A 21,984-nucleotide genomic window follows, 5' to 3' on the forward strand; every position below is an offset into this window, starting at 1 on the left:
CGCCTGGACCAGCGTGACGCCGCGCGCGACAGCGGCCTCCTCCTCGATGCCGGCCCACTCTCCGCTCGCCAGCCCGAAGCTGACCATCCGGCCGCCGTGGCCGAGCAGGTGGAAGGCGGTCCGGGCGATGTCGCCGCCGATCCCGTCGAGGACGACGTCGACGGGGGCGACCCGGTCGGACCAGCCCGCGGCCGTGTAGTCGACCACCTCATCAGCGCCGAGGTCGCGGGCCACACCGGTCTTGCGCGAACCCCCGGCCGCCGCGACGACGGTGGCACCCGCCGACTTGGCCAGCTGTACGAGGAGCGAGCCCACGCCGCCGGCCGCCGCCTCGACCAGAACCCGTTCCCCGGGCCGCGGTGCGGTCGCCCGGATCATCATGGTCGCGGTCCGCCCGTCGGCCAAGATCGCGACCGCGTCGTCCAATTCGAGGCTGTCGGGGACGGTGTAGAGCCCGGACGCGTCCACCGCCGCCCGTTCGGCATAACCGCCGGAGCCGCCCGTGGCGGTCACCACTCGGCGGCCGACCAGGTCGGAGCCGACGCCCTCGCCGACCGCCGTGACGACGCCCCCGACGCCGTTGCCCGGGATCATCGGCAGCTCCCGCGTGAACGGCGATGGCGCGCCCGACCGGAACTGGGTCTCCACAAAGGTGATGTTGGCGTAGACGACGTCGACCAGCACCTGCCCAGGCCCCGCGACCGGGTCGGGGGCATCTCCAGGTACGAGCACCTCGGGCCCGCCGAACTCCTTCAACCACACCGCGCGCACGTTGCTCTCTCCCCTGTTCCGTTGATGTCGCCCCCAGCATGCAACCTCAACCGAACTCGAGGTCAACTCGCGATCGCCAGTACAGCTCGATCGCCATGTCGGCCCGTTCTCGGGTCGGCGTCGCTGGGGACAAGGTAGAAATCACCGCAGGTCGCTGAAGGGGATGTGCGCCAGCCGTCGAGGCCGGATTTCGGGCCGGACGGCGTGGGATGAGTCAGGCGTTCATGGGTTCCTCGACTCCGCGCTGGCTGGGCTCGACGGACTGGAGTTCGCCCCGGTCGCCCGGCCCGCGCAGGTGACCTATGTCTGCGTTCACGACGTGCCGACCGTGAGCGTACGGCCGTGGGCGGTGCCTTCCACGGCCTCCATGAATACGTTGGCAACCTCGGTCACCGGGGTGCCGGGAGCCGGGTCCATGCCCAGGCTGAGGAGGGTTTCGCGGACCCAGCCGGGGCTGACGGCGTTCAGGCGAACGCTGCGCGGCATCTCCGTCGCCGCCGCGTGTACGAACGCCTCCAGGCCGGCGTTGACCAGGTAGCCGAGTGAGCTCCCCGGGATGGGCTCGGCGAACCGGCCGCTGGTGAGCGTCACGGATCCGCCGGCGCGTACGTGGGTGAGCGCGCGCCGTACCAGGTTCACCTGCCCGATGAGTTTGCCGTCGAGGCCGTTCCAGAAGTCCGTGTCCGATGGCGCGTCCAGTGGAGTCAGGCCGCCGCTCGCGGCGCAGCACACTACCGCGTCCACCTCGCCGACCTGCGTGAACAGGGCGTCAATCGAGGCGGCGTCCGCCATGTCCACCCGCACCGGGCCACGGCGCGACGCACGCACCACCTCATGGCGCGCTGCCAACGCATCGGCGACCGCGCCGCCGATGGTTCCTGTCGCCCCGATCGCAAGAATCTTCACCGTATGTCCCGTTTCGTTTGGTGGCTGGTAAGGGCCACGCTGCGGCAGGTGGGCATGCCGGGCCCAGCCCTCTCCCGGGGGTACACCTGACAGGTGCAGGCTCGACGGCCATGGCTCCGCGACACTGGGATGTATGGCGACAAATGAGGAGTTGGGAGAGTTCCTGCGATCGAGGCGAGCCCGCTTGCAGCCCGAGGACGCCGGGCTTCCCACCTACGGAGGGCGGCGGCGGGTGCCGGGCCTGCGGCGCGAGGAGTTGGCTCAGCTCGCCGGGGTGAGCGCCGGCTACTACACCCGGCTCGAACAGGGGCAGAGTCCCAATGCCTCGGATGCCGTGCTCGACGCCGTCGCCCGCGTTCTGCGTCTGGACGATGCCGAGCGCGCTCACCTTTACTCACTGGCCCGGCCGAAGCCGAAGGCCCGCCGCCGGGCCGCCAAGCCCGAGCAGGTACGGCCGGGCGTACGACTCATGATCGAGTCGTTCGGGGACGTGCCCGCCCTGGTCATGGGGTGCTTCCTCGACGTTCTCGCATGGAACCCGATGGCGCACGCCCTGCTGGCCGGCCACCTCGACCTCGACGCGCCGAACCGACCGGCCGACCGGCCCAACATCGCCCGCATGCTGTTCCTGGACGCCCACACGCGGGAGCTGTACCCGGAGTGGACCCGCAAGGCCCGGTCCACCGTCGCCGACCTGCGGCTGATCGCCGGACGTCACCGAGGTGTCCCCGCGCTGAGCGAGCTCATCGGCGAGCTGACCCTCGGAAGCCCCGAGTTCGCGAGGCTCTGGGCCGCCCACGCGGTGGGTGATTGCGATACTGCGGCCCGTACCTACTGCCATCCGGTGGTGGGCACCATGGCGCTCATGGCCGAGTTCATGGTCCTGCCGGACGACGAGGGGCAGCGGGTGGCCGTGTTCAACGCCGAACCGGGCTCACCCTCCGAAGCCGCCCTGCGGATGCTCGCCGACCTGACCGCCACCGCTACGACCGCTACGCCGCTCACCAGGCCACTGGACACCAAGACGCACCGTCTCTGAAGGGGTGGGCGATGCCACGCTGAACTCTCGGGTACGAAACCATCCTCAGCGGACGGTCCCGTCCCACTGCCAGCGGTCTCTGCGGCCATGACCGGGAAGATCGGCTCGGCCGGTGCACCACAGAAGGGTCTCGGTCGCGTCACCGCTGTCCGGAGCCTTCGGGAAGAGGCGCCGCACCGCAGGGCCGCACAGGTGTTCCGGCGGCCGCCAGTCGAGCCCGAGACCGCGGCTGATGTCCATACCGTGGACGAGCAGTTCGACGACTCCCATGGCGGCGAAGCCGGGCCCGTCGGAGTCGCCCCATGGATGCCAGGCACGTACCGCACCGTCGGCCTCGCGTACGGCGGAGGCCAGGATGTTCGCCGCGATCCTGATCCCCTCCAGGCAGTCGCTGATCGGAGCCTGTGGGTCGAGCGAGGCGAAGAGGGTGATGTACCGGTCGGCTGGGCGGGCGATGAGCAGGCCGGCGTAGCCGACGACGCCCAGGGCGAGGTGGTCGAGCGTGCTCCGGCAGGTCCACTCCAGCCCCGCCGCGTTGCGCGTCCAGTCCTGGTCGGCGCCCTTCTCCAGGATCGCGGTCGTTTCGTCGGCCGCCTCGAGGACGAGCGCGGCCCAGGACGTGGCGCTCATGAGGTGCTGAACGTTCATGCCACGGAAGCCCTGAAGTGGTCGATGATGCGGGCGTAGCTGTCGAGGGCGTGGCCGCGGCTGATCGCCTCGGTGAGGAGCTTCTCGGTGTACTCGGCCATGGTCGCGTCGATGCCCCGGATCCGGCTCTCGTGGATGAGGTGCCGGACCGGCGGGACCTGGGTCTCCAGCGTGGCGTCCTCGGCGGCGTAGGAGTCCTCGTCGATCTGGTGCGCGTACGCCGTCAGGAACGACGCCACGCCCTTGAGCCAATCCGTGGCCATCGGCAGGAAATCGGTGGCCGCGACCTTCTCGGTACCCATGAGCGCGGCGGCGTGCATGAACCCGTTGAACGTCGCCCACATGATCCCCAGTAGCGCGACGTCGTACAGCGAAGGAAGGCCGACGTCGGAGCTGATGAGCGTGGTACCGCCGCCCAGCACCGCGAGGGTCTTCTCGTGTGTCTCGTACAGCGACGGCGACCCTCCGTAGAGGATGACCGTCTCCGGCGCGCCGATGCCGGGAGGGGTCATCATGATGGCCCCGTCCAGGTATTCGGCCCCGTGTTCCGCCGCCCATGCGGCCGTCGCGCGTGCTTCGTCGGACGCGCCTGACGTGAGATTGACCAGGACGCGGCCGGACAGCACCGCCTCGGCCGGTGCGAGCAGTTCGCGTACGGCGTCGTAGTCCCGCACGCAGATGATCACCAGCGGGGCGGCGGCGACGGCGGCGACGGCCGTCGGGGCTTCGCTCGCGCCGGCTTCGACCAGAGCCGCCGCTTTGCCCGGGGTCCGGTTGAAGATGGTCGTGGGGTGGCCGGCGTTCATGAAGGCGGTGGCCAGCGCCCGGCCCATCATTCCCATGCCGATGACCGTGACGGGGGTTCCTGCCATGTCTGTCTCTTTCCTGTCCGTTTCGGTGGGGGCGGTCCACCACGATGGCAGCGGGCGACGTCGGCCGACACTGGCAGGAGTGCCGATATTCACCAAATTAGTGCCATAGGGTGCACTCATGAGTGCTGGTTCCGTCGCGCTGGTCGTGACCGACGACACCATTTCGATGTGGGACCTGTACGAGCTGGGCATCGCCACGGCAGTCTTCGGCGTGGCGCATACCGATCTCGTGAACCCTTGGTACGACCTGCGGTTGTGCGGGCTGCGCCCGGGGACGTCCTCGTCAGTGCCGGGGTTCACGCTGAACGCGCCACACGGGCTGGACGAACTGGAGAAGGTCGACACGGTGATCGTCCCGGTCGTGCCGGAGTCGTACATGCGCGGCGAGCGCGAGCTGCCCGAGGAGCTGATCAGTGCTCTCCGGCGGGCCGGCGCCGCGGGGACCCGGATGGTCTCGCTCTGCAACGGCGTGTTCGCGCTCGCCGCCGCGGGGCTCCTCGACGGCCGCCCCGCCACCGCTCACTGGGAGCACACCCGCGAGCTGGCCGAGCGGTATCCGCAGGTAAAGGTGGACGATTCGGTCCTGTACGTCGACGACGGTGACGTGCTCACCAGCGCCGGGCTCAGCGGCGGGCTCGACCTGTGCTTGCACATCGTCCGCCGTGACCTCGGCGCGCAGGTGGCCAACCAGCTCGCCCGCCGTCTCGTGGTCCCCGCGCACCGGCCCGGCGGCCAGGCCCAGTTCGTGGAACGCGCGGTCGCCGTGACCGACGACGGGATCGCCCCCGTGCTGCACTGGGCCCTGGAGAACCTCGACCGCCCACTCACCGTCGACGACCTGGCCACCCGCGCCGGGATGAGCGTCCGCAGCTTCCACCGCAACCTGCGGGCGGCGACCGGCACGAGCCCGATGAAGTGGCTGCTCCATCAACGCCTCGCCCGCGCGCAACTCCTCCTGGAGACCACTGACCTGCCCATCGAGCAGATCAGCGAACGCAGTGGGCTCGGCAGCGCGAACAACCTTCGCCATCATTTCGCCGCGCACCTTGGAGTAGCGCCCACCGAATATCGTCGGGCCTTCCCCTCTCCTGGGCCGGGATCGCGAACGCCCGATCGGCCTCGCCCCAGTCTGCCGATGCCCGCCTGAGCGAGGCCACCGAGCCGCCCGATGACGACTCGCTCCGCTCGCTCCGCGCGGCGGTCGAAGCAGTCGGCGACATGCGGCTTGGGGAAAGTCGCCGCGGAACCACTTCGCTGTCTGGACCGGCATGGAAACGCCGGGGAAACGTGCCTCTGGGTTGTGTGGCCTCACGACTGCTGCGATCACCGCTGCAGGTGCGAGTTTTCGAGCACGACGTGAGGATCTTGATATGACCCCTTCAGCCGATTTCCAGGCTCCCGACCGGCGCGCGTTTCTGCGGCGAGCGGGCCTGGCCGTGGCCGCGGGTGCGAGCCTTCCCCTGCTGGGTACCGTCCCGAGCCCGAGCCCGGCGTTCGCCGCCGCGGACGATCCTGATCAGCTGTTCAAGGACGGCCGGTTCGCGGCGGCCGAGCGCGGCTATCGGCGCCTCCTGCGCGAGGATCCGCGGAACGCGCACGCCTACGCCCAGGCCGGATACATCGCCCTGCTGTCCAACCGCTTCGGCGAGGCGGAGAAGCACCTGGCCAAGGCCGTCGCCCTGCAGCCCGGCGACGTCGCCTCGGCGCAGCGGCTGGCCGAGTGTTTCGTCCGGCAAGATCAGCTCGCCCGTGCGATACCGCTGCTCCAGGGCACCGGCCGCCTTCGTGACAAGGCGTACGCCGACCTCTACTCCCATATCAGCGGCACACCATGGCAGATTCACGGGGCGAGGAGCGCGGAGTTGCCCTTCGTCACCCTGGATCCCGTGCCTGCCGTCGAAGCCAGCCTGAACGGGGGGACACCGGGGAAATTCTGGCTCGACACCTACGCGACGCTCGACCTGTCGCGCGAGGTGGCGGAAGCGGCGGGGCTGCGGGCGGTGGCCAGCCACTCGGGAGGAGTCGCCAACAATCAACCGATCACCATCTGGCTCGGCGTCCTGGACTCGTTCAAGATCGGCAACATCGAGATCCGCAACCTTCCGGTGCAGTGGAGCGACGCGCAGCGGCCGTCCCTGCCTGACGGGTCACCGGCGGCGGGCGCGTTCGGAACGACGATCTTCTACCACTTCCTGACCACGATGAACTACGCCGGCCGCGCCCTGATCCTGCGGCGCAAGACCAAGACCGCGCCGCGAGCGGGCGCCGCCGACCGGCTCCCGTTGTGGCTGGCCGGGGACCACTACCCGTGCACGCTGGGCAGCCTGGGCGACTACGGGCCGCGGATGGTCACCCTCGACACCGGCGGCATCGGCGTCGGCCTCGACACCACAGTGGAGATCGCCGAACGGGTGGGCATCGAGGTGGACTACGACCATCCCAGCCGGCAGCCCGGAACCAAGGTCTATCCGATCACGGCCGAGCGGATCAGCCTGGGCGGGGCGGTCGGGCGCAAGGTGCGCGGTCATGCTGCCGAGCAGGTCTTTCCCGGGTTCCCCGGCCCAGGTCAGTCGGCGCAGTTCGGCTTCGATCTGATCGCCAACTTCACCCACGAGTTCTTCAAGCCCTTCGCGATCACCTTCGACTACACCGACATGCACCTCTACATCACCCGCGGGTGAGTCCTGTCAGTGCGTCAGGACCACGCGCTTGCGGAACACCCAGTACGTCCACCCCTGGTACACCAGCACGAACGGCAGCGTGATCAGCCCGATCCAGCTCAGCATCGTGAGGGTGTACGGCCCCGAGGCCGCGTCCGTGAGGGTGAGGCCGGGTAGAGGAGCCCACCGGAGTTCGGTGAAGAGCGCCACGGAGGCCAGGGCGATGGCGCCGGCGGTGGCGGCGAAGGCCCAGCCCTCCCGGCGGCGGAACGTCAGTGCCGCCGCGGCGGCCAGCGCCGCCATGGAGATCAGGGCGGGGATCGAGCCCAGGGCGGACAGCGCCGCCACGGCCAGCGGCAGGACCACGGCGCTCGCGGCCAGCGCGGTCGCCCGGGCGCGTCGGCGTACCGGGCCGTCGGTCTTGAGCGACAGGAAGACGGCGCCGTGCAGGACGCACATGGCCAGCGTGAAGAGGCCGCCCACGAGCGCGGCGAGCGCGCTGTCGAACAGCAGGTCGGCGAAGACCGCGCCCCACAGGAACGCCGGGAGGGCGCTGCCGGCCACGATGCCCAGGTCGCACCAGACCGGGTTGGTCACCTTGCCGCGCCATTCCAGGCCGACGCCGCGGACGATCAGGCCGACCAGGATCAGCACCACCGGCAGGTAGAAGGCGCTGAACAGTCCGGCGTACCAGGCGGGGAAGGCCGCGAACATGGCGCCCACGGCGGTGATCAGCCACACCTCGTTGCCGTCCCAGACCGGGCCGATCGTCTCCAGGCTCTGCCGGTGCTGCTCGGGGCCCCTGCTCACGAACGGTGTCAGCAGGCCCACGCCGAAGTCGAAGCCCTCGAGCACGAAGTAGCCGGTCCAGAGGAAGGCGATGATGACGAACCACAGGTTGATCACTGTCTGCACCTCAATACATCAGCGACGGCTGGAGTCGCTCGGTCGCGGGGACGGGCTCCGTCTGCTCGGGGCCCTTGCGTACGTGCCTGGTCAGGAGTACGGCCTCGGCCACCGCGAGCCCGCCGTACAGGAGGGTGAAGATCGTCAGCGAGGTGGCCACCTCGGCGAGGCTCACGCCGGGCGAGACGCTGGCGGCCGTGAGGAGTTCGCCCGCCACCGTCCATGGTTGGCGGCCTATCTCGCTCAGCAGCCAGCCGGCGATCATCGCGAGGAACGGCAGGGGCAGAGCCAGCACCATGGTCCGGGCCAGCCAATCGGGCAGGTCGCGTCTGCGGCGGGTGAGCCAGAGGCCGAGCACCGACAGCGCCACCGTGGTCAGGCCGAAGACGATCATCACCCGGAACGACCAGAAGACGATGGTCTGGTTCGGCCGGTAGTCGCCGGGGCCGAACTCCCGCTCGAACTTGGCCTGCAGATCCTCGGTGCCCTGGACGGTGGCGGTGAGGTCGTGGGTGGCGAGGAGGCTGAGGAGGTTGGGGATCTCGACGCCGGGGGCGATGGAGAACGGGGCTCCGGCGGTGTCGTGTTCGAGGCCCTCGGCGGAGGCCAGCTTCATCGGCTGCTGCTCGTACAGCAGCCTGGCCGATGTGTCGCCGGTGCCCGCGACGACGGCCCCGGCCAGCGCGGTCATGACCAGCGCGGCCCGCGCGGCGCCGCGCCACATGGGCGCTCTCGTCTTCAGCAGCCAGTAGCCGCTCACCGCCAGCACGAACGCGCCCGCCACGATGAAGGCGGCGGCTATGACGTGCGGCACCTGGGCGATCGCGGTGGGGTTGGTGAGCACGGCCCACAGGTCGGTCATCCTGGCGCGGCCGTCGACCACTTCGTAGCCGACCGGGTGCTTCATCCAGGCGTTGGCCGCGAGGATGAAATAGGCCGACAAGTTGGAGCCGATGGCGGCGGCCCAGATGCACGCCAGATGGACCTTCTTCGGCAGCCGCTCCCAACCGAAGATCCACAATCCCAGGAACGTGGACTCCATGAAGAACGCCAGCAGCGCCTCCATGGCCAGGGGCGCGCCGAACGCGTCGCCGACGAACGTGGAGTATTCGCTCCAGTTCATGCCGAACTGGAACTCCTGCACGATGCCGGTGACCACCCCCATGGCGAAGTTGATCAGGAACAGCTTCCCGAAGAACTTCGTCAGCCGGAGATAGTGCTCCTTGCCCGTCCGGTGCCAGGCGGTCTGGAGCCCGGCCACGAAGATGCCCAAACCGATCGTCAACGGCACGAACAGAAAGTGGTAAACGGTGGTCACCCCGAACTGCCACCGCGCGAGATCGAGCGCGTCCATCTTCCCCCCCACCGGGTTGCTTTGCTCTACAAGCTGTAGTGCATCTACTTACAGTAGTACTACAGCCTGTAGAGCTGGGCTATGCGATCTTCGTCACAAGCCTGCGGATCGGTGGTCTCACGATGGCGTGCGAGGGCGTTCGGGCGCGTCAGCCGAGGGTCTGATTCGCGCGTACGTCTCGAGGTGGACCCGCGGCGCCGAGGGGTTTGGGGGCCGGGTCAGCGGTTGGTGGCGGCGTCCAGGTACGCCTGGAGGTTGCCGAGTTCGTAGCCGCGGCGCTTGATCTTGTTGACCAGGATGCGGAAGTCCCTGGCCAGGTTCGGGCGGAAGTGGATCAGGAGGATGTCGCCGGGGCGCAGCTTCTTGTCCGGCACCTGGTAGGCGATCTTGCCGCCGGGCTGCACGGTGGCCGTCCAGAGCAGGAGGGTCTTCAGGCCGCAGTTCTTGACGGCTCTGAGCGTGTCGGTGTTGTAGTTGCCGAACGGTGGTCTGAACAGCGTCGGCCGGGTCCCCAGCTCTTTCCTGATGATGGTGGAGGCGCCGCAGATCTCCCGCCGCTGGGCGTCGTAGCCGAGGAGGCGGAGGTTCGGGTGGGTGAGGGTGTGGTTCTCGACGGGGACCTGGGCATCACGTAATGATCGGAAATATCCCCATTTCCCGGCGCCGACGAACTGGCCGGGGCCGCCGGCGGGGTCGGGCGTGCCCTTGGCCTCCACCGCGTCCCGCATGGCGAACGCCGTGATCGGGATCCGCTGGTCACGCACCTGCTGGACGAAGCCGGGGTCCTGTTCCCAGCCGTCGTCGATGGTCAGGAAGACGACCTTGCGGGTGGTGGGGATGGAGCTGACCACCTGGGGCAGGGAACCGGCGGCCGGGATCTCGCGTACCTCGCCGCGCCTGGGCACCGCGCCGGGCGGGCCGTCGGGCTGCTGTGTGGTCGCGTCGGATCTGGGGGCGGTGGTGCCGGTGGCCGTGCTGCCTGGCGTGGCGCCGGTCGTGGCGCCTCCTGGGCCGTCCGCCGTACCGCCTGACCCGCCGCTGGTCGCACAGCCGGCCAGCAGGATCGCGACCGCCGCCACGGCGGCCACGCGCACGGGCCGCACCGCGGGGGCGGGGCCGTCCACTTGGGCCGCTCGGGTCGCTCGCGTCGGGGCTGCTCGGGCCACGCCGGCCGCGCGCATGGTGGGGAGCGCCACGTGCGTGGCGGGGAATGTGCGGACCACTCGGGCAGCCAGCACATCGGCCACACGGGCCACGATCGACACGTTTCGTCCCCTGACTCGACCCTTCACCATCGGTCCCATCCTGCCAGCCATGATCGCGGGGTGGGTGCATCCGATAAGGAGCGATCGTCCGGCTGGCGAGTGTTGCCCTTATCGCGAACGTCCGTTCGTCCCTAGAGTGGCGATGTGAAGGTGGCAGGTAGCGCCATGATCGGCGTCGAGAGGCATCGCGTGTGGGACGCGCTCCAGGATCCGGCGGTGCTGGTACGCACCATCCCGGGCTGTGAGCGCCTGGAGGAGACGGGGCCGGACACGTACCGGATGACGGTGACGGCGGGGGTCGCGTCCATCAAGGGCGTCTACCAGGGCGAGGTGTCGCTGGCCGAACCGTCGGCGCCGGAGAGCTTCGTGCTGCGAGCGCGCGGCCAGGGCGCTCCGGGGACGGTGGAGGCGACCGTGCTGGTACGGCTCAGCGAGGTCGACGAGGGGACCCGGGTCGACTACGACGCCGACGCGGTCATCGGCGGCATGATCGGCGGAGTGGGACAGCGGATGCTCGGCTCGGTGGCCAAGAGGACGGCGGGGGAGTTCTTCGCGGCCGTCGAGGATCATCTGCGCGCCCCGGAGGATGAGTACGCCGTACGCGGCGGTGTACCCGCGGCCGGAGAGGCCGGAGCCCGAACGGCAGCGGACCGTGGAGCCGGACAAGCTGCGGCGCGCTCCGGAGCCGGGCAGGGGGCGATGGTGCGTTCGGGAGCCGGGCAAGGAGCGGTCGCGGAGGGAGAGGCTGAGCGCGGGGTGGCCGTGGACGAGTTGGCCGCCCGCCGAGCCGCGGTGGCGCGTGCGGCCGGTGAGGCTGCGGGTGCGGAGGGGCGTCGGGCGCCCGCCGTGTACGAACGCCCATCCGCCGGGTACGAGCGCTCGCCCAGAAGCCACACGGAGACCCGCCCTTGGGTGATGCTGGCGTCGTTCGGGATGGGGGCGGGCATCGCCCTGACCGGCGTCGCCGTGGGCTGGCTGCTCGGCCGGACAGGCCGGCGTCCACGCCCCTGACCGCTGCTCGGCGGGGACGGGCCGGTGTCCGTGCCTCTGACCGCTGCTTGGTGGGACGGGCCGCCAGCCGCGCCCCTGACCGCCACCCCACCGAACCAGCGCCATCCCATCGGGTCGAGACGGCGATGCGGTGAAGGACGCTTGCCGCTGGGTGCCGCCTCGAAGGATGTCCAGATCGTCTCGAGGGGCGCCCGGCGTCGCCTCGGGGATGGCTGTGCCGACAGACCGGCCGCTGCCGAAGGGGCGGGGCCTCGAAGGGGGCCAGGTCGTCAAACCGGCTGCTCATGAGGGTGGGATTGAGCTCTCGCGGAAAAGGATCTCCAGGCGTAGCGTGGCTGTATGCGGCAGGCACACGCTGAAGACGCACGAACCGAGGCCCGGCGAGTCATACGCAACCTACTCGGAGAGGAGCGCCCGACCGCCGAGGCGCTGATCGGCGACGCGCGCCCCGCCCTGGGTGACGAGCGGACCGAACGCTGTCTGAGTCTGGCGCTCGGCGCGTCCCTCACCAGGCGGTCCGCCGAGCTGGCCGCCATCGCCGCGCTGCTGGTCGGCGCCCGCGAGCTGGGTGCCGAGTGGTGGACGCGGCCCAGGGGCGGCAAGTTGCCCGCGCCCGACGAGGTGTTGCGTACGGCCGTCGCGATCGAGCCGTGGACCGATCTGACCGCGCTGGAGATGCTGGCCGCCTGGATCTCCGACGACGCGGCCGACCAGCTGTGGGGCGAGCCCGTCGCCCAGGTGGACCTGAACTCGTGGCAGGCAGAGGACCGTTTCGAGCTGCCCGAGGGGGCGAAGCCGGGTCAGCGGCTCGTCGTGCACTTCGATGCCGGCGGGCGGCTCGACGCGGTCGTCACCCGGCGGCCTGACGAGGACCTGGGCTCGAACCTCGACTTCCACTCGTTGCGTTACTCGCGTCCCGCTGAGGCGCAGTGGAGCTGGGGAGTGGCGGCCGGTCTCGGGCCGCACCGGCTGCCGGGGGAGGACCCCGATCCGTACGCCCGCGAGGTCCCCAGCGCCGCGGCCGGCATCCTGCGTGCCTGGGCGCTACGGCACGGCGCCACGCGCGAGCAACTGGGTGAGCGGTGGCAGACGGTCGGCGACGTGGTGGCGTCCATTGAGCGGGTCGACTGGATGTGGCGGAGCGGGGAGTGGTTCGGCTGGTGGCGCGGCGCCTCCGCCCTGGTGGACGACTCGGCCTACCTCCCCTACCGGCTGGAGGAACTGGCCGCAGGGTGACCGGCTTGTCGAGAGCCGGCCGCAGGACGACCGGCCTGTCGGGAACGGCTGCTGGGTAACCGGCCTGCCGAGCGCAGTCCCCCGGCCTGCCGGGAACGGTCACCGGGTGACCGGCTTGTCGGGGACGCTTGCTGGGTGACCGGTCTGTCGGGAACGGCCGCCGGACGACCGGCCTGATGAGCGCATTCCACCGGCCTGATGGGACCTCTGAAGCCGGTGGAATGGGGGCCGGGTCCTGGAGGTTGTCATCGAGCGTGAAAGTCGAGATATTTTCGGACATCGTCTGCCCCTGGTGCTACATCGGGCATGCCCGCTTCGCCCGCGCCGCCGACCGGTTCCGCGCCAAGGGCGGCATCGTGGACATCACCATGCGCCCGTTCCAGCTGAACCCGGACGCCCCCACCGAAGGTGAGCCGCTGCTTCCCGCCCTGGAGCGGAAGTTCGGCGGGAACGTCGCGCAGATGACCTCCCGCGTCACCGGCGTGGCCGCCGAAGAGGGGCTGGACGTACGCTTCGAGCAGGCCATCAGCGCGAACACGTTCGAGGCGCACCGACTGGTCGAGCTCGCCACCCGGCAGGGGCGCGGCCAGGAGACGGTGGATCGGCTGTTCCGCGCGCACTTCACCGACGGGCTGAACGTCGGTGACCAGGACGTGCTCACGAAGCTGGCCGCCGAGGTGGGCGTGGACTATTCGTCGGGTGAGGGCGCCCAGGAGGTGCGCGAGCAGCTTGACCGGGCGCGGGCGCTGGGGATAACGGGTGTGCCGCTGTTCCTGTTCGAGGGGCAGTTCGCGGTGTCGGGGGCGCAGCCGGCGGAGACGTTCGACGCCGCGTTCGACGAGGTCGCGGCGCGTACCGGCCAGACGCCGGTGACGGTCCTCGCGGACCCGGCCGACGGCTGCGACGACGGCTATTGCGCCGTCTGAGCGGCGATGTCGCCCGGCATCCGCGCCGTCTGAGCGATGACGTCCCTCGGCCTGTCGCGCCGTCCGAGCGATGACGTCCCCCGGCCTATCGCGTCGTCTGAGCGATGATCTCCTCGGCCAGCCACTCGGCCACGTTCGCGGGGCCGGGTGGGCGGACGCCGAGGACGAAGTGCGTCACACCGGTGTCCGCCAGCTCGCCGATCAATGACCGGGTGGTGGCGGGGTCGTCGGCGGAGATGACGAGTTGCGTCGAACGGGTGATCTCCGCCGGGTCACGCCCGATGGCGGCGCACTTCTCGTCGAGCACCTTGTTCCGCTCCCTGATGAACTCGATCGTGTTGTGCGGCGGCCCCGGCACGTTCCAGATGTCGGCGTGCTCGGCCACCACGCCGAGCGTCCTGTCGCCCCACCCGCCGATCAAGAGCGGCGGCGGGACGGCGGGCTTCGGCGCGCACACCACCTCGCGCAACTGGTAGTAGCGGCCGGAGAAGTCGAACCGGTCCTCGGTCCACATCCGCTTGATGATCGTGCAGGACTCCGCCAGCCGGGCCACGCCCTCGGCGGGCGAGGCGATGTGCAGACCGTACGCGTTGTACTCCCTGGGCACGAGCGTGTCGCCCGGCTGGTGCGTGCCGCCGACGCCCAGGCCGAGGACCAGCCGGCCGGGCGCGATGGCGTCCACGGTCGCCGCGATCTTGGCGAGTACGGCCGGCGGCCTGGTGAGGTTGCTCGTCACCATGAGCCCCAACTGGAGCCGTGAGGTCCGCGCGGCCAGGGCGGCGAGCATCGTCCAGCCCTCGTGGATCGGCGCGTCCACCGGCCCGAACAGCGGCAGCATGTGGTCCCACAGCCAGGCGTGCTCGATGACCGGCACGGCGTCGGCCTGCTGCCAGGTCCGCAGCAGCGCGTCGTACGTGACACCCACGGGGACGGTCTTCATTCCGAAGCTCAGCATGTATCAGCTCCACTGATTGTCAGTTCGACTGATGATTAGGCTAGTGCGAGAATCGGGAGGTGTCGAGACGTCGCCTTGGATACCTGCTCAAGCACGCCCACCTGCGCCTGACCCAGCTCACCGGCCCGGCCCTGGAGCCGTACGGGATCGACGGTCGTGAGCTCGCCGTGCTCCACGTGCTCGACGAGGCCGACCCGCTGTCCCAGCAGGAGGCCGCGCGGCGGCTGCGGATCGACCGGACGACGATGGTCGCCCTGATCGACACGCTCGAAGGCAAGCAGTTGGTCAGCCGCCGGCCGCATCCGGACGACCGCCGCAAGAACATGGTCGAGCTGACCACGCGCGGCCGCGACACGCTACGCGACGGGGGTCAGGCCGTCGAGGAGGCGGAGCGGGCGTTCTTGGCGAAGCTGCCGGCCGACGACGCCGCACTCCTCAGAGAGCTGCTCGACCGGCTGATCTGAAACCGGCTGATCTACAACCGGCTGATCTAGAGCTAGCTGATCTTGGCTCGGGCTAGAGGGTGCCCTCGCCCAGGAGCCCCGAGCGGTGGTGGCGGCGGCAGAGCACCTGGTAGCGCACCGGAGACGCGTCCGTGTCGCCGATCACGACCTGCTCGCCCGTACGGACCAGCTGCCCGCCCACGATCCGCCCGTTGAGCAGTCCGGGCCGCCCGCACCAGCACAGCACCTCGACCTGCAACCGGCACACCTCGTCCGCCAGCTCGAACAGCCGCTGCGCCGCCGGGAACATCACGGACCTGAAATCGGAGGCCAGCCCGAAGGCGTAGACGTCGACGCCGTGCTCGTCCACCAGGTCGGCGAGTTGCTCGATCTGGTCGACGGTGTAGAAGCAGACCTCGTCACAGATCAGGTAGTCGATCCGGTCGCGCCCGGTCACCAGCGCCACCAGATCGAGCGAGTCCACGACCTCGATCGCGTCAAGACCGAGCCCTATCCTGCTGGTGACCTGCGGTCCGCCCGAGCGGTCGTGCTTGGTCAGGACCAGCCCGCGCCTGCCCTGGCGGCCGTGGTTGTAGTTCATCTGGAGCGCGAGCGTGGACTTCCCGCAGTCCATGGGACCGAAGTAGAACTTCAGCACGGCATCACGAGCGCCGGACGGGACGGCGGACAGGGCAAACGATTCGGTCACAGGGGGCCACCTTAGCGGCTTGGCTTGTTCCATGACCTCGTGGGACATTTCTCCCCTGGAGTTATCAGGAGGATCCGTGGTCACAGAGAAGCCACCACCCGCGCTCGATGCGATGATGACGACCGACGACCTCACGGCGGCGCAGGCCGACGCCACGAGGTGGCGGTACGGCTTCCTCGTCGTCGTGACGGGGATCGTCGCGATCCTGGTGGCCTTCGGGGCCGCCGTGTTCGCCACGAAGGAGTTCGCGGCGTTGTTCGCGGGCGTGGCCGGGGTGGTGGGCACGATCATCGGCGCCTACTTCGGCGTGCAGGCCGGGCAGTCGGGAAAGGCCCGGGTGGAGGCCGAACTGGCCAGGTCACAGGAGCTGGTAGTGCGGTTGGCGGCATATGTTGGCACTGAGAACGCGCCCCGTGTCATCGATGAAGTGCTCGGCCGGCGCCGAAGCTGAGGAGCCATGCGTAGCGTCCGTATCGGAGTCGACACCGGCGGCACCTTCACCGATGTGGTGGCGGTGGACGACCAGACCGGTGAGATCGTCACGACCAAGACCCCCTCGACCCCGGCGAACCCGGCCGACGGATTCGTCAGGGGCATCGAGAAGCTGGGCCGGCTCGACGCGAGTTCCGTCGTGCACGGCACCACCGTGGCCACCAACCAACTGCTCGAGGACCGGATCGCGAACCTGGGGTTCATCACGACCGAGGGTTTCGAGTACATCCTGGAGATCGCCCGGCAGAGCGTGCCCGACGGCTATGGCAACTCCTACTTCTGGGTCAAACCACCGAGGATCGTCCCGATCCACCTGGTCAAGACCATCGGGGGGCGTCTCGACCACACCGGAGCCGAGGTGCGCCCGTTCGCCGAGGAGCAGGCCGCCGAGGTGGCGCGCTGGTTCAAGGCCAGGGGCGTCACCGCGATCGGGGTGTGCTTCCTGCACTCGTACGCCAATCCGGACCACGAACGCCGCATGCGGGACGTGCTGGCCCGCGAGCACCCCGAGGCGGTCGTCTCGCTGTCGAGCGACGTGCTGCGCGAATACCGCGAGTACGAGCGGTCGGTCACCACGCTCGTGGACGCGGCGGTCAAGCCGACGATGCGCCGTTACCTGGCCAACCTGTCGGCCCGGCTCGGCATGCCGTTCTCGGTGATGAAGTCCAACGGCGGCGTGCTGTCGGCCCGCGAGGTCGTCAACCAGCCGATCACCACGGTGCTGTCAGGACCCGCGGCCGGCGCGCTGGGCGCGGCGCTCATCGCGTCCACGGCGGGGCACCCGTCGGTGATCACCCTGGACGGCGGCGGCACCTCCACCGACGTCTCCGTGGTGATCGAGGGCGAGCCGTCCATCACCACCGAGGGTGCCATCGGCCGCTACCCGTGCAAGATCCCGATGATCGACATCGTCACCGTCGGCGCGGGCGGCGGCTCCATCGCCTGGATCTCGCCCGAGGGCACGCTGAAGGTCGGCCCCAGGTCGGCGGGGGCCGATCCCGGACCGCTCTGCTACGGCCGGGGCGGCACCGAGGTGACGGTCACCGACGCGCACGTCTTCCTCGGCCGCATCCCGCCGCACCTGCTCGGCGGCGAGATCCCGCTCGACGTTGCGGCCGCGCGCACCGGCATCGAGGGGCTGGCCGACAAGCTCGGGCTCAGCGCCGAGCGGACCGCGACGGGCATCCTGGAGATCAGCGCGTTCAACCAGAGCAACGCCATCCGCCAGCTCACCGTCAAGCGCGGGCTCGACGTGCGGGACTTCCCGCTGGTGACCTTCGGCGGCTCGGGGCCGCTGCTGGCCTGCCGGCTGATCGACATCCTGGGCCTGCCCGCGGTGATCGTGCCGCCCGATCCGGGCAACGTGTCGGCGTTCGGCCTGCTCACGGTGGATGTCAAGAACGACTACGTGCGTACGTACGTCACCCGCGACCTGTCCCTGGAGACGGCCGGGGAGATCTTCCGCGAGCTGGAGGGCGAGGCGGCGCAGGCGCTCGACCGGGAGGGCTTCGACGACCCGGTCTACGCCCGCAGCGCCGACCTGCGTTACTACGGCCAGGCGTACGAGGTGCGCGTGGCCGCCCCGGCGGGCGAGGTGGACGAGGAGTGGCGCCGGGAGGTGCTGGACCGCTTCCACGCGGCGCACGAGAAGCTCTACGGCTACGGCTACCGCGACGACGAGCGGCACGGCGTCGAATGGGTCAACCTGCGTGTCTCCGGCATCGGCCCCATCACCCGCCCGGCCATCCGCCGCAGGGAGCCCCGCGACGGCGAGCGGCCGGCGGCGGCGACCAGGAGCGTGCACTTCGAGTCGGCCGCCGACACGCCGATCCACCAGCGGTCCGACCTGGACCCCGGGACCGTGGTCGAGGGCCCGGCGGTCATCGAGGAGTACGGCTCGACGATCCCCATCCATCCCGGCTTCACCGCCGAGGTGGACGAGTACGGCAACGTGGAGGTACGGCGTGGCTGACCCCGTTCTCGTCGAGATCGTCGAGGGCACCCTGGCCTCCGTGGAGAAGGAGGTCGAGACGGCGATCGCGCGTACCGCCCGCTCGCCGATGATCCGCGACGCGCACGACTTCCGCGCGGGCATCCACGACGCCCGGCTGCGCAAGCTGACCGGCCGCTCCTACAGCGCGCTCGTCCAGCCGATCGTCCGTGACTTCCCGATCGACACGATGAAGCCCGGCGACGTCTACTTCCACAACGACGTCTACCTGTCCGAAGGCGGGATCGGCCACCTGCCCGACCTGTGCGTCACCGTCCCGGTCTTCCACGACGGCTCTGTGGTGGCCTTCGTGCAGGCGTTCGGGCACCACGACGACATCGGCGGCTCGGTGCCCGGCTCGATGCCCTCGCACGCGCGCAGCGTGTTCGAGGAGGGGCTGATGGTCCCGCCGACCAAGCTGTGGGACGCGGGCGTGCCCAACGAGGCCGTGCTGCGCATCATGACCCGCAACTCGCGCATGCCCGACTCGCTGGCGGGCGACCTGGACGCCGAGTGCTCGGCCTGCCTCATGGGGGCGCGCCGCCTGGGCGAGCTGTTCGACAGGTACGGCAAGGCCGAGGTCGAGGAGTGCTTCGACGCGATCATCGGCAAGACGACGGAGACGTTCCGGCGCGAGCTGCTGGCCAAGATTCCCGAGGGCACCTACGTCTGGGAGGACTACGCCGAGCACGACGGCGTGGACGAGCCGAGACTGCACGCCCAGCGGATCACGCTCACCGTCGACCACGCGGCGGACGCCCCGCTGAAGATCGACTTCACCGGCACGTCACCGCAGGCCAAGGGGCCGATCAACCACGCGGGTGACTACGCCGACGGCGTGTTCCTGAAGAAGTGGCTGGCCCCCGTCCTGCGCAACCTCGCCGACACCCCCGAGCGCATGGCCGAGCTGGACGTCAACGAGGGCGTCGTCCCCCTGATCGAGATGGTCTTCCCGGAGAAGGGGACGCTGCTCACGCCGATCTTCCCCGCGCCCACCAACGCCCGGACGTTCGTGATCCTGCGCCTGCTCGGCGTGCTCGCGGGCGTGCTGGCCAAGGCCACCGGCGGCCGCATGCCGGCCGACCAGGAGACGATCCGCTACACCGGCGTCCACGGCGCCGACGCCGACGGCGTCCCGTACCTGATGAGGGAGGTCCTCGGCGGCGGCTCCGGCGGGCGCTGGTACGCCGACGGCGAGGACACCATCCACGTGGTGCCCGACTCGCGCAACATCCCGGTCGAGTTCGCCGAGGCGCGCTGGCCGTTCCGGGTCGAGCGGCTGGCGCTGGCCTGCGACTCGGGCGGGCCTGGCATGTTCAGGGGCGGGCTCGGCTACGACAAGCACATCAGGATGCTCAGGGACGCCTCGTACATGTCGATCGCCGACCGGTCGATCCTGTCGTGCTGGGGCGTCAACGGCGGGCTGGCCGGACGGCCGTTCCGGGTCGAGATCGCGGGCAAGGAGATGGAGGGCCTGGTGGACGACCACCAGGTGCAGGCGGGCGAGACCATCCGCATCCGGACCACCGGGGGCGGCGGCTGGGGCTCGCCGTACGACCGGGACCCGCGCGCGGTGGCGGCGGACGTCCGCGACGGCAAGGTGTCGATCGCGGGCGCCCTGGGCGACTACGGCGTGGTGCTGGACGGCGACCGCATCGACGAGCAGGGCACCGCCGAGCTCCGCGCCAACCTGCGCCCGCCGGCGGGCCGCTTCTTCGACCGCGGCCCCGGCTACGCGAAGCTGTCGGGCGGCCGCTCCTACGCGGAGGTGGACGAACTCTAGGCTGCCATGATGGGCACCATTTCCGGATAAATCCAGAAATGGAGGACGCCAATGCGCGTCGCCCTCGCCGGTCTTGCCACCAGCCATCCCTTCACCGACGCCCACACCCTGGCCCGCCACGCGGACCTGCTGGTGTGGGAGGAGGACCCGGAGCGGCTGACGCGCTTCACCGAGGCGCACCCCGCCGCCAAGGTGCTGCCGAGCCTGGCCGCGCTGCTGGCCGCCGAGCCCGACGGCGTGGTGCTGACCGTGCCGAACCCACGGGTGCCCGAAGCGCTGGCGGCCGTGCTCGGCACCGGTGCGGCCTGCTTCGTGAACAAGCCCGCCGTCGCCACCCGCGCCCAGCTGCGCGAGCTGGACCGGCTGCCGATCCACGACCGCGTGCTGTCCAGCTCGGTGCTCCGCTTCGCCCCGGCCTTCGCCGGAACGCGGGTGGACCCCGCCGACGTGCTCGCGGTCCGGGCCACCGTACGGCATGACGTCGGCCTCTGGGCCAACGGCTACAACGCCTGGCAGGACACCCCCGGTGAGGGCGGCGGGACGCTGGTGACCATGGGGATCCACGGCGTGGAGCTGCTGGTCGCGCTGCTCGGCCCGGACGTACGGCTGGCCGGCGCGGCCTCGGCCACCCGGCACTACGCGGGACTGCGCTCGGAGGACACCGGCGTCATGGCCCTGCGCTGGGGCAACGGCGTCACGGGCACCGTCGAGATCCTCGGCGTGACCGACGAGGAGTCCTACACCGTCACCGTCCACCGTCGCGGCGGCAGCGACGCCATCGTGATCGAGGGCGGCGACGACCACGTCCGGGGCCTCGGCTACGAGGGGACCATCGAGGCGTTCCTGGCCATGATCGGGGGCGCGCCGAGCCCCGTCCCGTGGGCGCAGACCCGGGCCATCCTGGAGATCCTGGTCGCGGCGCGCGAGAGCGCCCATTGACAGCCGAACTCCGCCGCAGTTACGGTCTGGACCGTAAATACGTAACGGAGGAGAGTGCGTGCGGACGACAGTGGAACTCGAGGAGCGGCTGGCGCGGCCGGGCGACGCCCTCGTCGAAGACCTGGGCAAGCTGGACGGCGACATCCTGATCCTCGGCGCGGGCGGCAAGCTCGGCCCGAGCCTGGTCCGGCTGGCGCTCAACGCCACGCGCGGCGACCGGCGGATCATCGCGGTGTCCCGGTTCTCCGAACCCGGGCTGGCCCGGGCGCTCCAGGACGACGGCGCCACCGTGGTCGCCGCCGACGTGGCCGACGAGGGGGCGCTGCGCGAGCTGCCGGACGCGCCGAACGTGGTGTTCCTGGTCGGCGCCAAGTTCGGCACCGAGGGCCGCGAGCACGCCACCTGGTTCACCAACGCGTACCTGCCCGGCCGGGTCGCGGACCGGTTCAGGGACGCCAGGATCGCCGCCCTGTCCACCGGCAACGTCTACCCGCTCGTCCCCGTCACCAGCGGCGGCAGCACCGAGGGCTCGCCGACCGGGCCCGTCGGCGACTACGCGATGAGCTGCCTGGGCAGGGAGCGGGTGCTGTCGCACTTCGCGGAGGCGAACGGCACGCGCATGTCGCTGATCCGGCTCAACTACGCCGTCGAGCTCCGCTACGGCGTGCTCGTCGACCTGGCCGGGAAGATCCTGGCCGGGGAGCCGATCGACCTGTCCACCGGCCAGGTCAACGTGGTGTGGCAGGGCTACGCCAACGAGGTCGTGCTCCGCTCGCTGCTGCTCGCCGAGTCGCCGCCGTACGTGCTCAACGTGACGGGACCCGAGCTGATCTCGGTGCGGCAGGCGGCGCGGGACCTCGGCGCGGCGCTGGGCAAGGAGCCGGTGTTCACCGGCGAGGAGGCGCCCACGGCGCTGCTGTCGAACGCCGGCAGGTGCCATCGCCTGTTCGGCTACCCGGAGCTCACGCCCGCCGAGCTGATCGAGCACACGGCCCGCTGGGTGGCGGACGGTGGCCCGCTGCTCGGCAAGCCCACCAAGTTCGAACGCCGTGACGGCCGCTTCTAACCGTTCGCCCTGC

Annotated in this window: 21 protein-coding genes; 12 read left to right on the plus strand and 9 right to left on the minus strand. The window is 70.4% G+C overall.

The features are described from left to right. Both KME78_RS53145 and KME78_RS53150 read right to left on the minus strand, forming a co-directional pair. A partial coding sequence (locus tag KME78_RS53145) for a zinc-binding dehydrogenase (protein WP_308127469.1) occupies window positions 1-771 on the minus strand: 771 nt, incomplete at its 3' end. Window positions 772-1,083: 312 nt separating this feature from the next. Further along, on the minus strand, window positions 1,084-1,677 hold the full coding sequence (locus KME78_RS53150; RefSeq protein ID WP_219537680.1) for a short chain dehydrogenase: 594 nt from the start codon (window positions 1,675-1,677) through the stop codon (window positions 1,084-1,086). A gap of 133 nt (window positions 1,678-1,810) precedes the next feature. Between KME78_RS53150 and KME78_RS53155 the strand changes: the two genes are divergently transcribed. Next, window positions 1,811-2,716, plus strand: a complete 906-nt coding sequence (locus KME78_RS53155) for a helix-turn-helix transcriptional regulator (protein WP_219537681.1) — start codon at window positions 1,811-1,813, stop codon at window positions 2,714-2,716. A 45-nt stretch (window positions 2,717-2,761) separates the two neighbouring features. Here the strand turns inward: KME78_RS53155 and KME78_RS53160 are convergent, their stop codons facing one another. Both KME78_RS53160 and KME78_RS53165 read right to left on the minus strand, forming a co-directional pair. Beyond that, window positions 2,762-3,364, minus strand: coding sequence for a maleylpyruvate isomerase N-terminal domain-containing protein (locus KME78_RS53160; protein WP_246654426.1), 603 nt, complete (start codon window positions 3,362-3,364; stop codon window positions 2,762-2,764). After that, window positions 3,361-4,236 (minus strand): NAD(P)-dependent oxidoreductase, encoded by an 876-nt coding sequence (locus KME78_RS53165; protein ID WP_219537682.1) that lies wholly within the window; start codon window positions 4,234-4,236, stop codon window positions 3,361-3,363. The genes KME78_RS53160 and KME78_RS53165 overlap by 4 nt, the downstream gene beginning before the upstream one ends. 118 nt (window positions 4,237-4,354) lie before the next feature. Between KME78_RS53165 and KME78_RS53170 the strand changes: the two genes are divergently transcribed. Both KME78_RS53170 and KME78_RS53175 read left to right on the plus strand, forming a co-directional pair. Further along, window positions 4,355-5,383: a GlxA family transcriptional regulator gene (locus KME78_RS53170; protein ID WP_219537683.1), complete on the plus strand. Its 1,029-nt coding sequence runs from the start codon at window positions 4,355-4,357 to the stop codon at window positions 5,381-5,383. A gap of 223 nt (window positions 5,384-5,606) precedes the next feature. Continuing rightward, the gene (locus KME78_RS53175; protein WP_219537684.1) at window positions 5,607-6,917 is read left to right on the plus strand and encodes an aspartyl protease family protein; all 1,311 of its coding nucleotides are present in this window, start codon (window positions 5,607-5,609) and stop codon (window positions 6,915-6,917) included. Window positions 6,918-6,923: 6 nt separating this feature from the next. Here the strand turns inward: KME78_RS53175 and cydB are convergent, their stop codons facing one another. From cydB to KME78_RS53190, 3 genes are all read right to left on the minus strand, one after another. Continuing rightward, window positions 6,924-7,802: a cytochrome d ubiquinol oxidase subunit II gene (gene cydB / locus KME78_RS53180; RefSeq protein ID WP_219537685.1), complete on the minus strand. Its 879-nt coding sequence runs from the start codon at window positions 7,800-7,802 to the stop codon at window positions 6,924-6,926. Between the two features lie 10 nt (window positions 7,803-7,812). After that, on the minus strand, window positions 7,813-9,156 hold the full coding sequence (locus tag KME78_RS53185) for a cytochrome ubiquinol oxidase subunit I (protein ID WP_219537686.1): 1,344 nt from the start codon (window positions 9,154-9,156) through the stop codon (window positions 7,813-7,815). A 218-nt stretch (window positions 9,157-9,374) separates the two neighbouring features. Then, entirely contained in the window at window positions 9,375-10,421 is a 1,047-nt protein-coding gene (locus KME78_RS53190; RefSeq protein WP_308127470.1) for a polysaccharide deacetylase family protein, read from the minus strand. Window positions 10,422-10,565: 144 nt separating this feature from the next. Here KME78_RS53190 and KME78_RS53195 point away from each other — a divergent pair, with 144 nt between their 5' ends. The 3 genes from KME78_RS53195 (at window position 10,566) to KME78_RS53205 (ending at window position 13,594) form a co-directional block, all read left to right on the plus strand. Next, on the plus strand, window positions 10,566-11,432 hold the full coding sequence (locus tag KME78_RS53195; protein ID WP_308127471.1) for an SRPBCC family protein: 867 nt from the start codon (window positions 10,566-10,568) through the stop codon (window positions 11,430-11,432). A 339-nt stretch (window positions 11,433-11,771) separates the two neighbouring features. Then, window positions 11,772-12,668, plus strand: coding sequence for a hypothetical protein (locus KME78_RS53200; RefSeq protein WP_219537687.1), 897 nt, complete (start codon window positions 11,772-11,774; stop codon window positions 12,666-12,668). Between the two features lie 254 nt (window positions 12,669-12,922). Next, the gene (locus KME78_RS53205) at window positions 12,923-13,594 is read left to right on the plus strand and encodes a DsbA family oxidoreductase (protein ID WP_308127472.1); all 672 of its coding nucleotides are present in this window, start codon (window positions 12,923-12,925) and stop codon (window positions 13,592-13,594) included. 85 nt (window positions 13,595-13,679) lie between these two features. On the opposite strand, the gene KME78_RS53210 is transcribed toward KME78_RS53205, so the two are convergent. Further along, a complete protein-coding gene (locus KME78_RS53210) occupies window positions 13,680-14,549 on the minus strand; it encodes an LLM class flavin-dependent oxidoreductase (protein ID WP_219537689.1) in 870 nt (289 codons plus the stop codon). A 59-nt stretch (window positions 14,550-14,608) separates the two neighbouring features. Between KME78_RS53210 and KME78_RS53215 the strand changes: the two genes are divergently transcribed. After that, a complete protein-coding gene (locus KME78_RS53215; RefSeq protein ID WP_219537690.1) occupies window positions 14,609-15,013 on the plus strand; it encodes a MarR family winged helix-turn-helix transcriptional regulator in 405 nt (134 codons plus the stop codon). A 52-nt stretch (window positions 15,014-15,065) separates the two neighbouring features. Here KME78_RS53215 and KME78_RS53220 read toward each other — a convergent pair whose 3' ends face one another. Then, the gene (locus tag KME78_RS53220; protein WP_308127473.1) at window positions 15,066-15,701 is read right to left on the minus strand and encodes a thymidine kinase; all 636 of its coding nucleotides are present in this window, start codon (window positions 15,699-15,701) and stop codon (window positions 15,066-15,068) included. Between the two features lie 76 nt (window positions 15,702-15,777). On the opposite strand from KME78_RS53220, the gene KME78_RS53225 reads away from it, so the two are divergent. Genes KME78_RS53225 through KME78_RS53245 form a run of 5 tightly spaced genes read left to right on the plus strand, consistent with a single transcriptional unit; the run spans window position 15,778 to window position 21,971 of the window. Beyond that, complete coding sequence (locus KME78_RS53225) at window positions 15,778-16,152, plus strand: hypothetical protein (RefSeq protein ID WP_219537691.1); 375 nt, start codon at window positions 15,778-15,780, stop codon at window positions 16,150-16,152. Window positions 16,153-16,158: 6 nt separating this feature from the next. Next, window positions 16,159-18,165 (plus strand): hydantoinase/oxoprolinase family protein, encoded by a 2,007-nt coding sequence (locus KME78_RS53230; protein WP_219537692.1) that lies wholly within the window; start codon window positions 16,159-16,161, stop codon window positions 18,163-18,165. Next, a complete protein-coding gene (locus KME78_RS53235; protein ID WP_219537693.1) occupies window positions 18,158-19,966 on the plus strand; it encodes a hydantoinase B/oxoprolinase family protein in 1,809 nt (602 codons plus the stop codon). The genes KME78_RS53230 and KME78_RS53235 overlap by 8 nt, the downstream gene beginning before the upstream one ends. Window positions 19,967-20,017: 51 nt before the next feature. Next, complete coding sequence (locus tag KME78_RS53240; RefSeq protein WP_219537694.1) at window positions 20,018-20,905, plus strand: Gfo/Idh/MocA family protein; 888 nt, start codon at window positions 20,018-20,020, stop codon at window positions 20,903-20,905. 58 nt (window positions 20,906-20,963) lie between these two features. After that, the gene (locus KME78_RS53245) at window positions 20,964-21,971 is read left to right on the plus strand and encodes an NAD-dependent epimerase/dehydratase family protein (RefSeq protein WP_219537695.1); all 1,008 of its coding nucleotides are present in this window, start codon (window positions 20,964-20,966) and stop codon (window positions 21,969-21,971) included. Window positions 21,972-21,984 lie beyond the last annotated feature (13 nt).

Origin of the sequence: Nonomuraea guangzhouensis (genome assembly GCF_019396345.1) — a bacterium.
Lineage (GTDB): Bacteria > Actinomycetota > Actinomycetes > Streptosporangiales > Streptosporangiaceae > Nonomuraea > Nonomuraea guangzhouensis.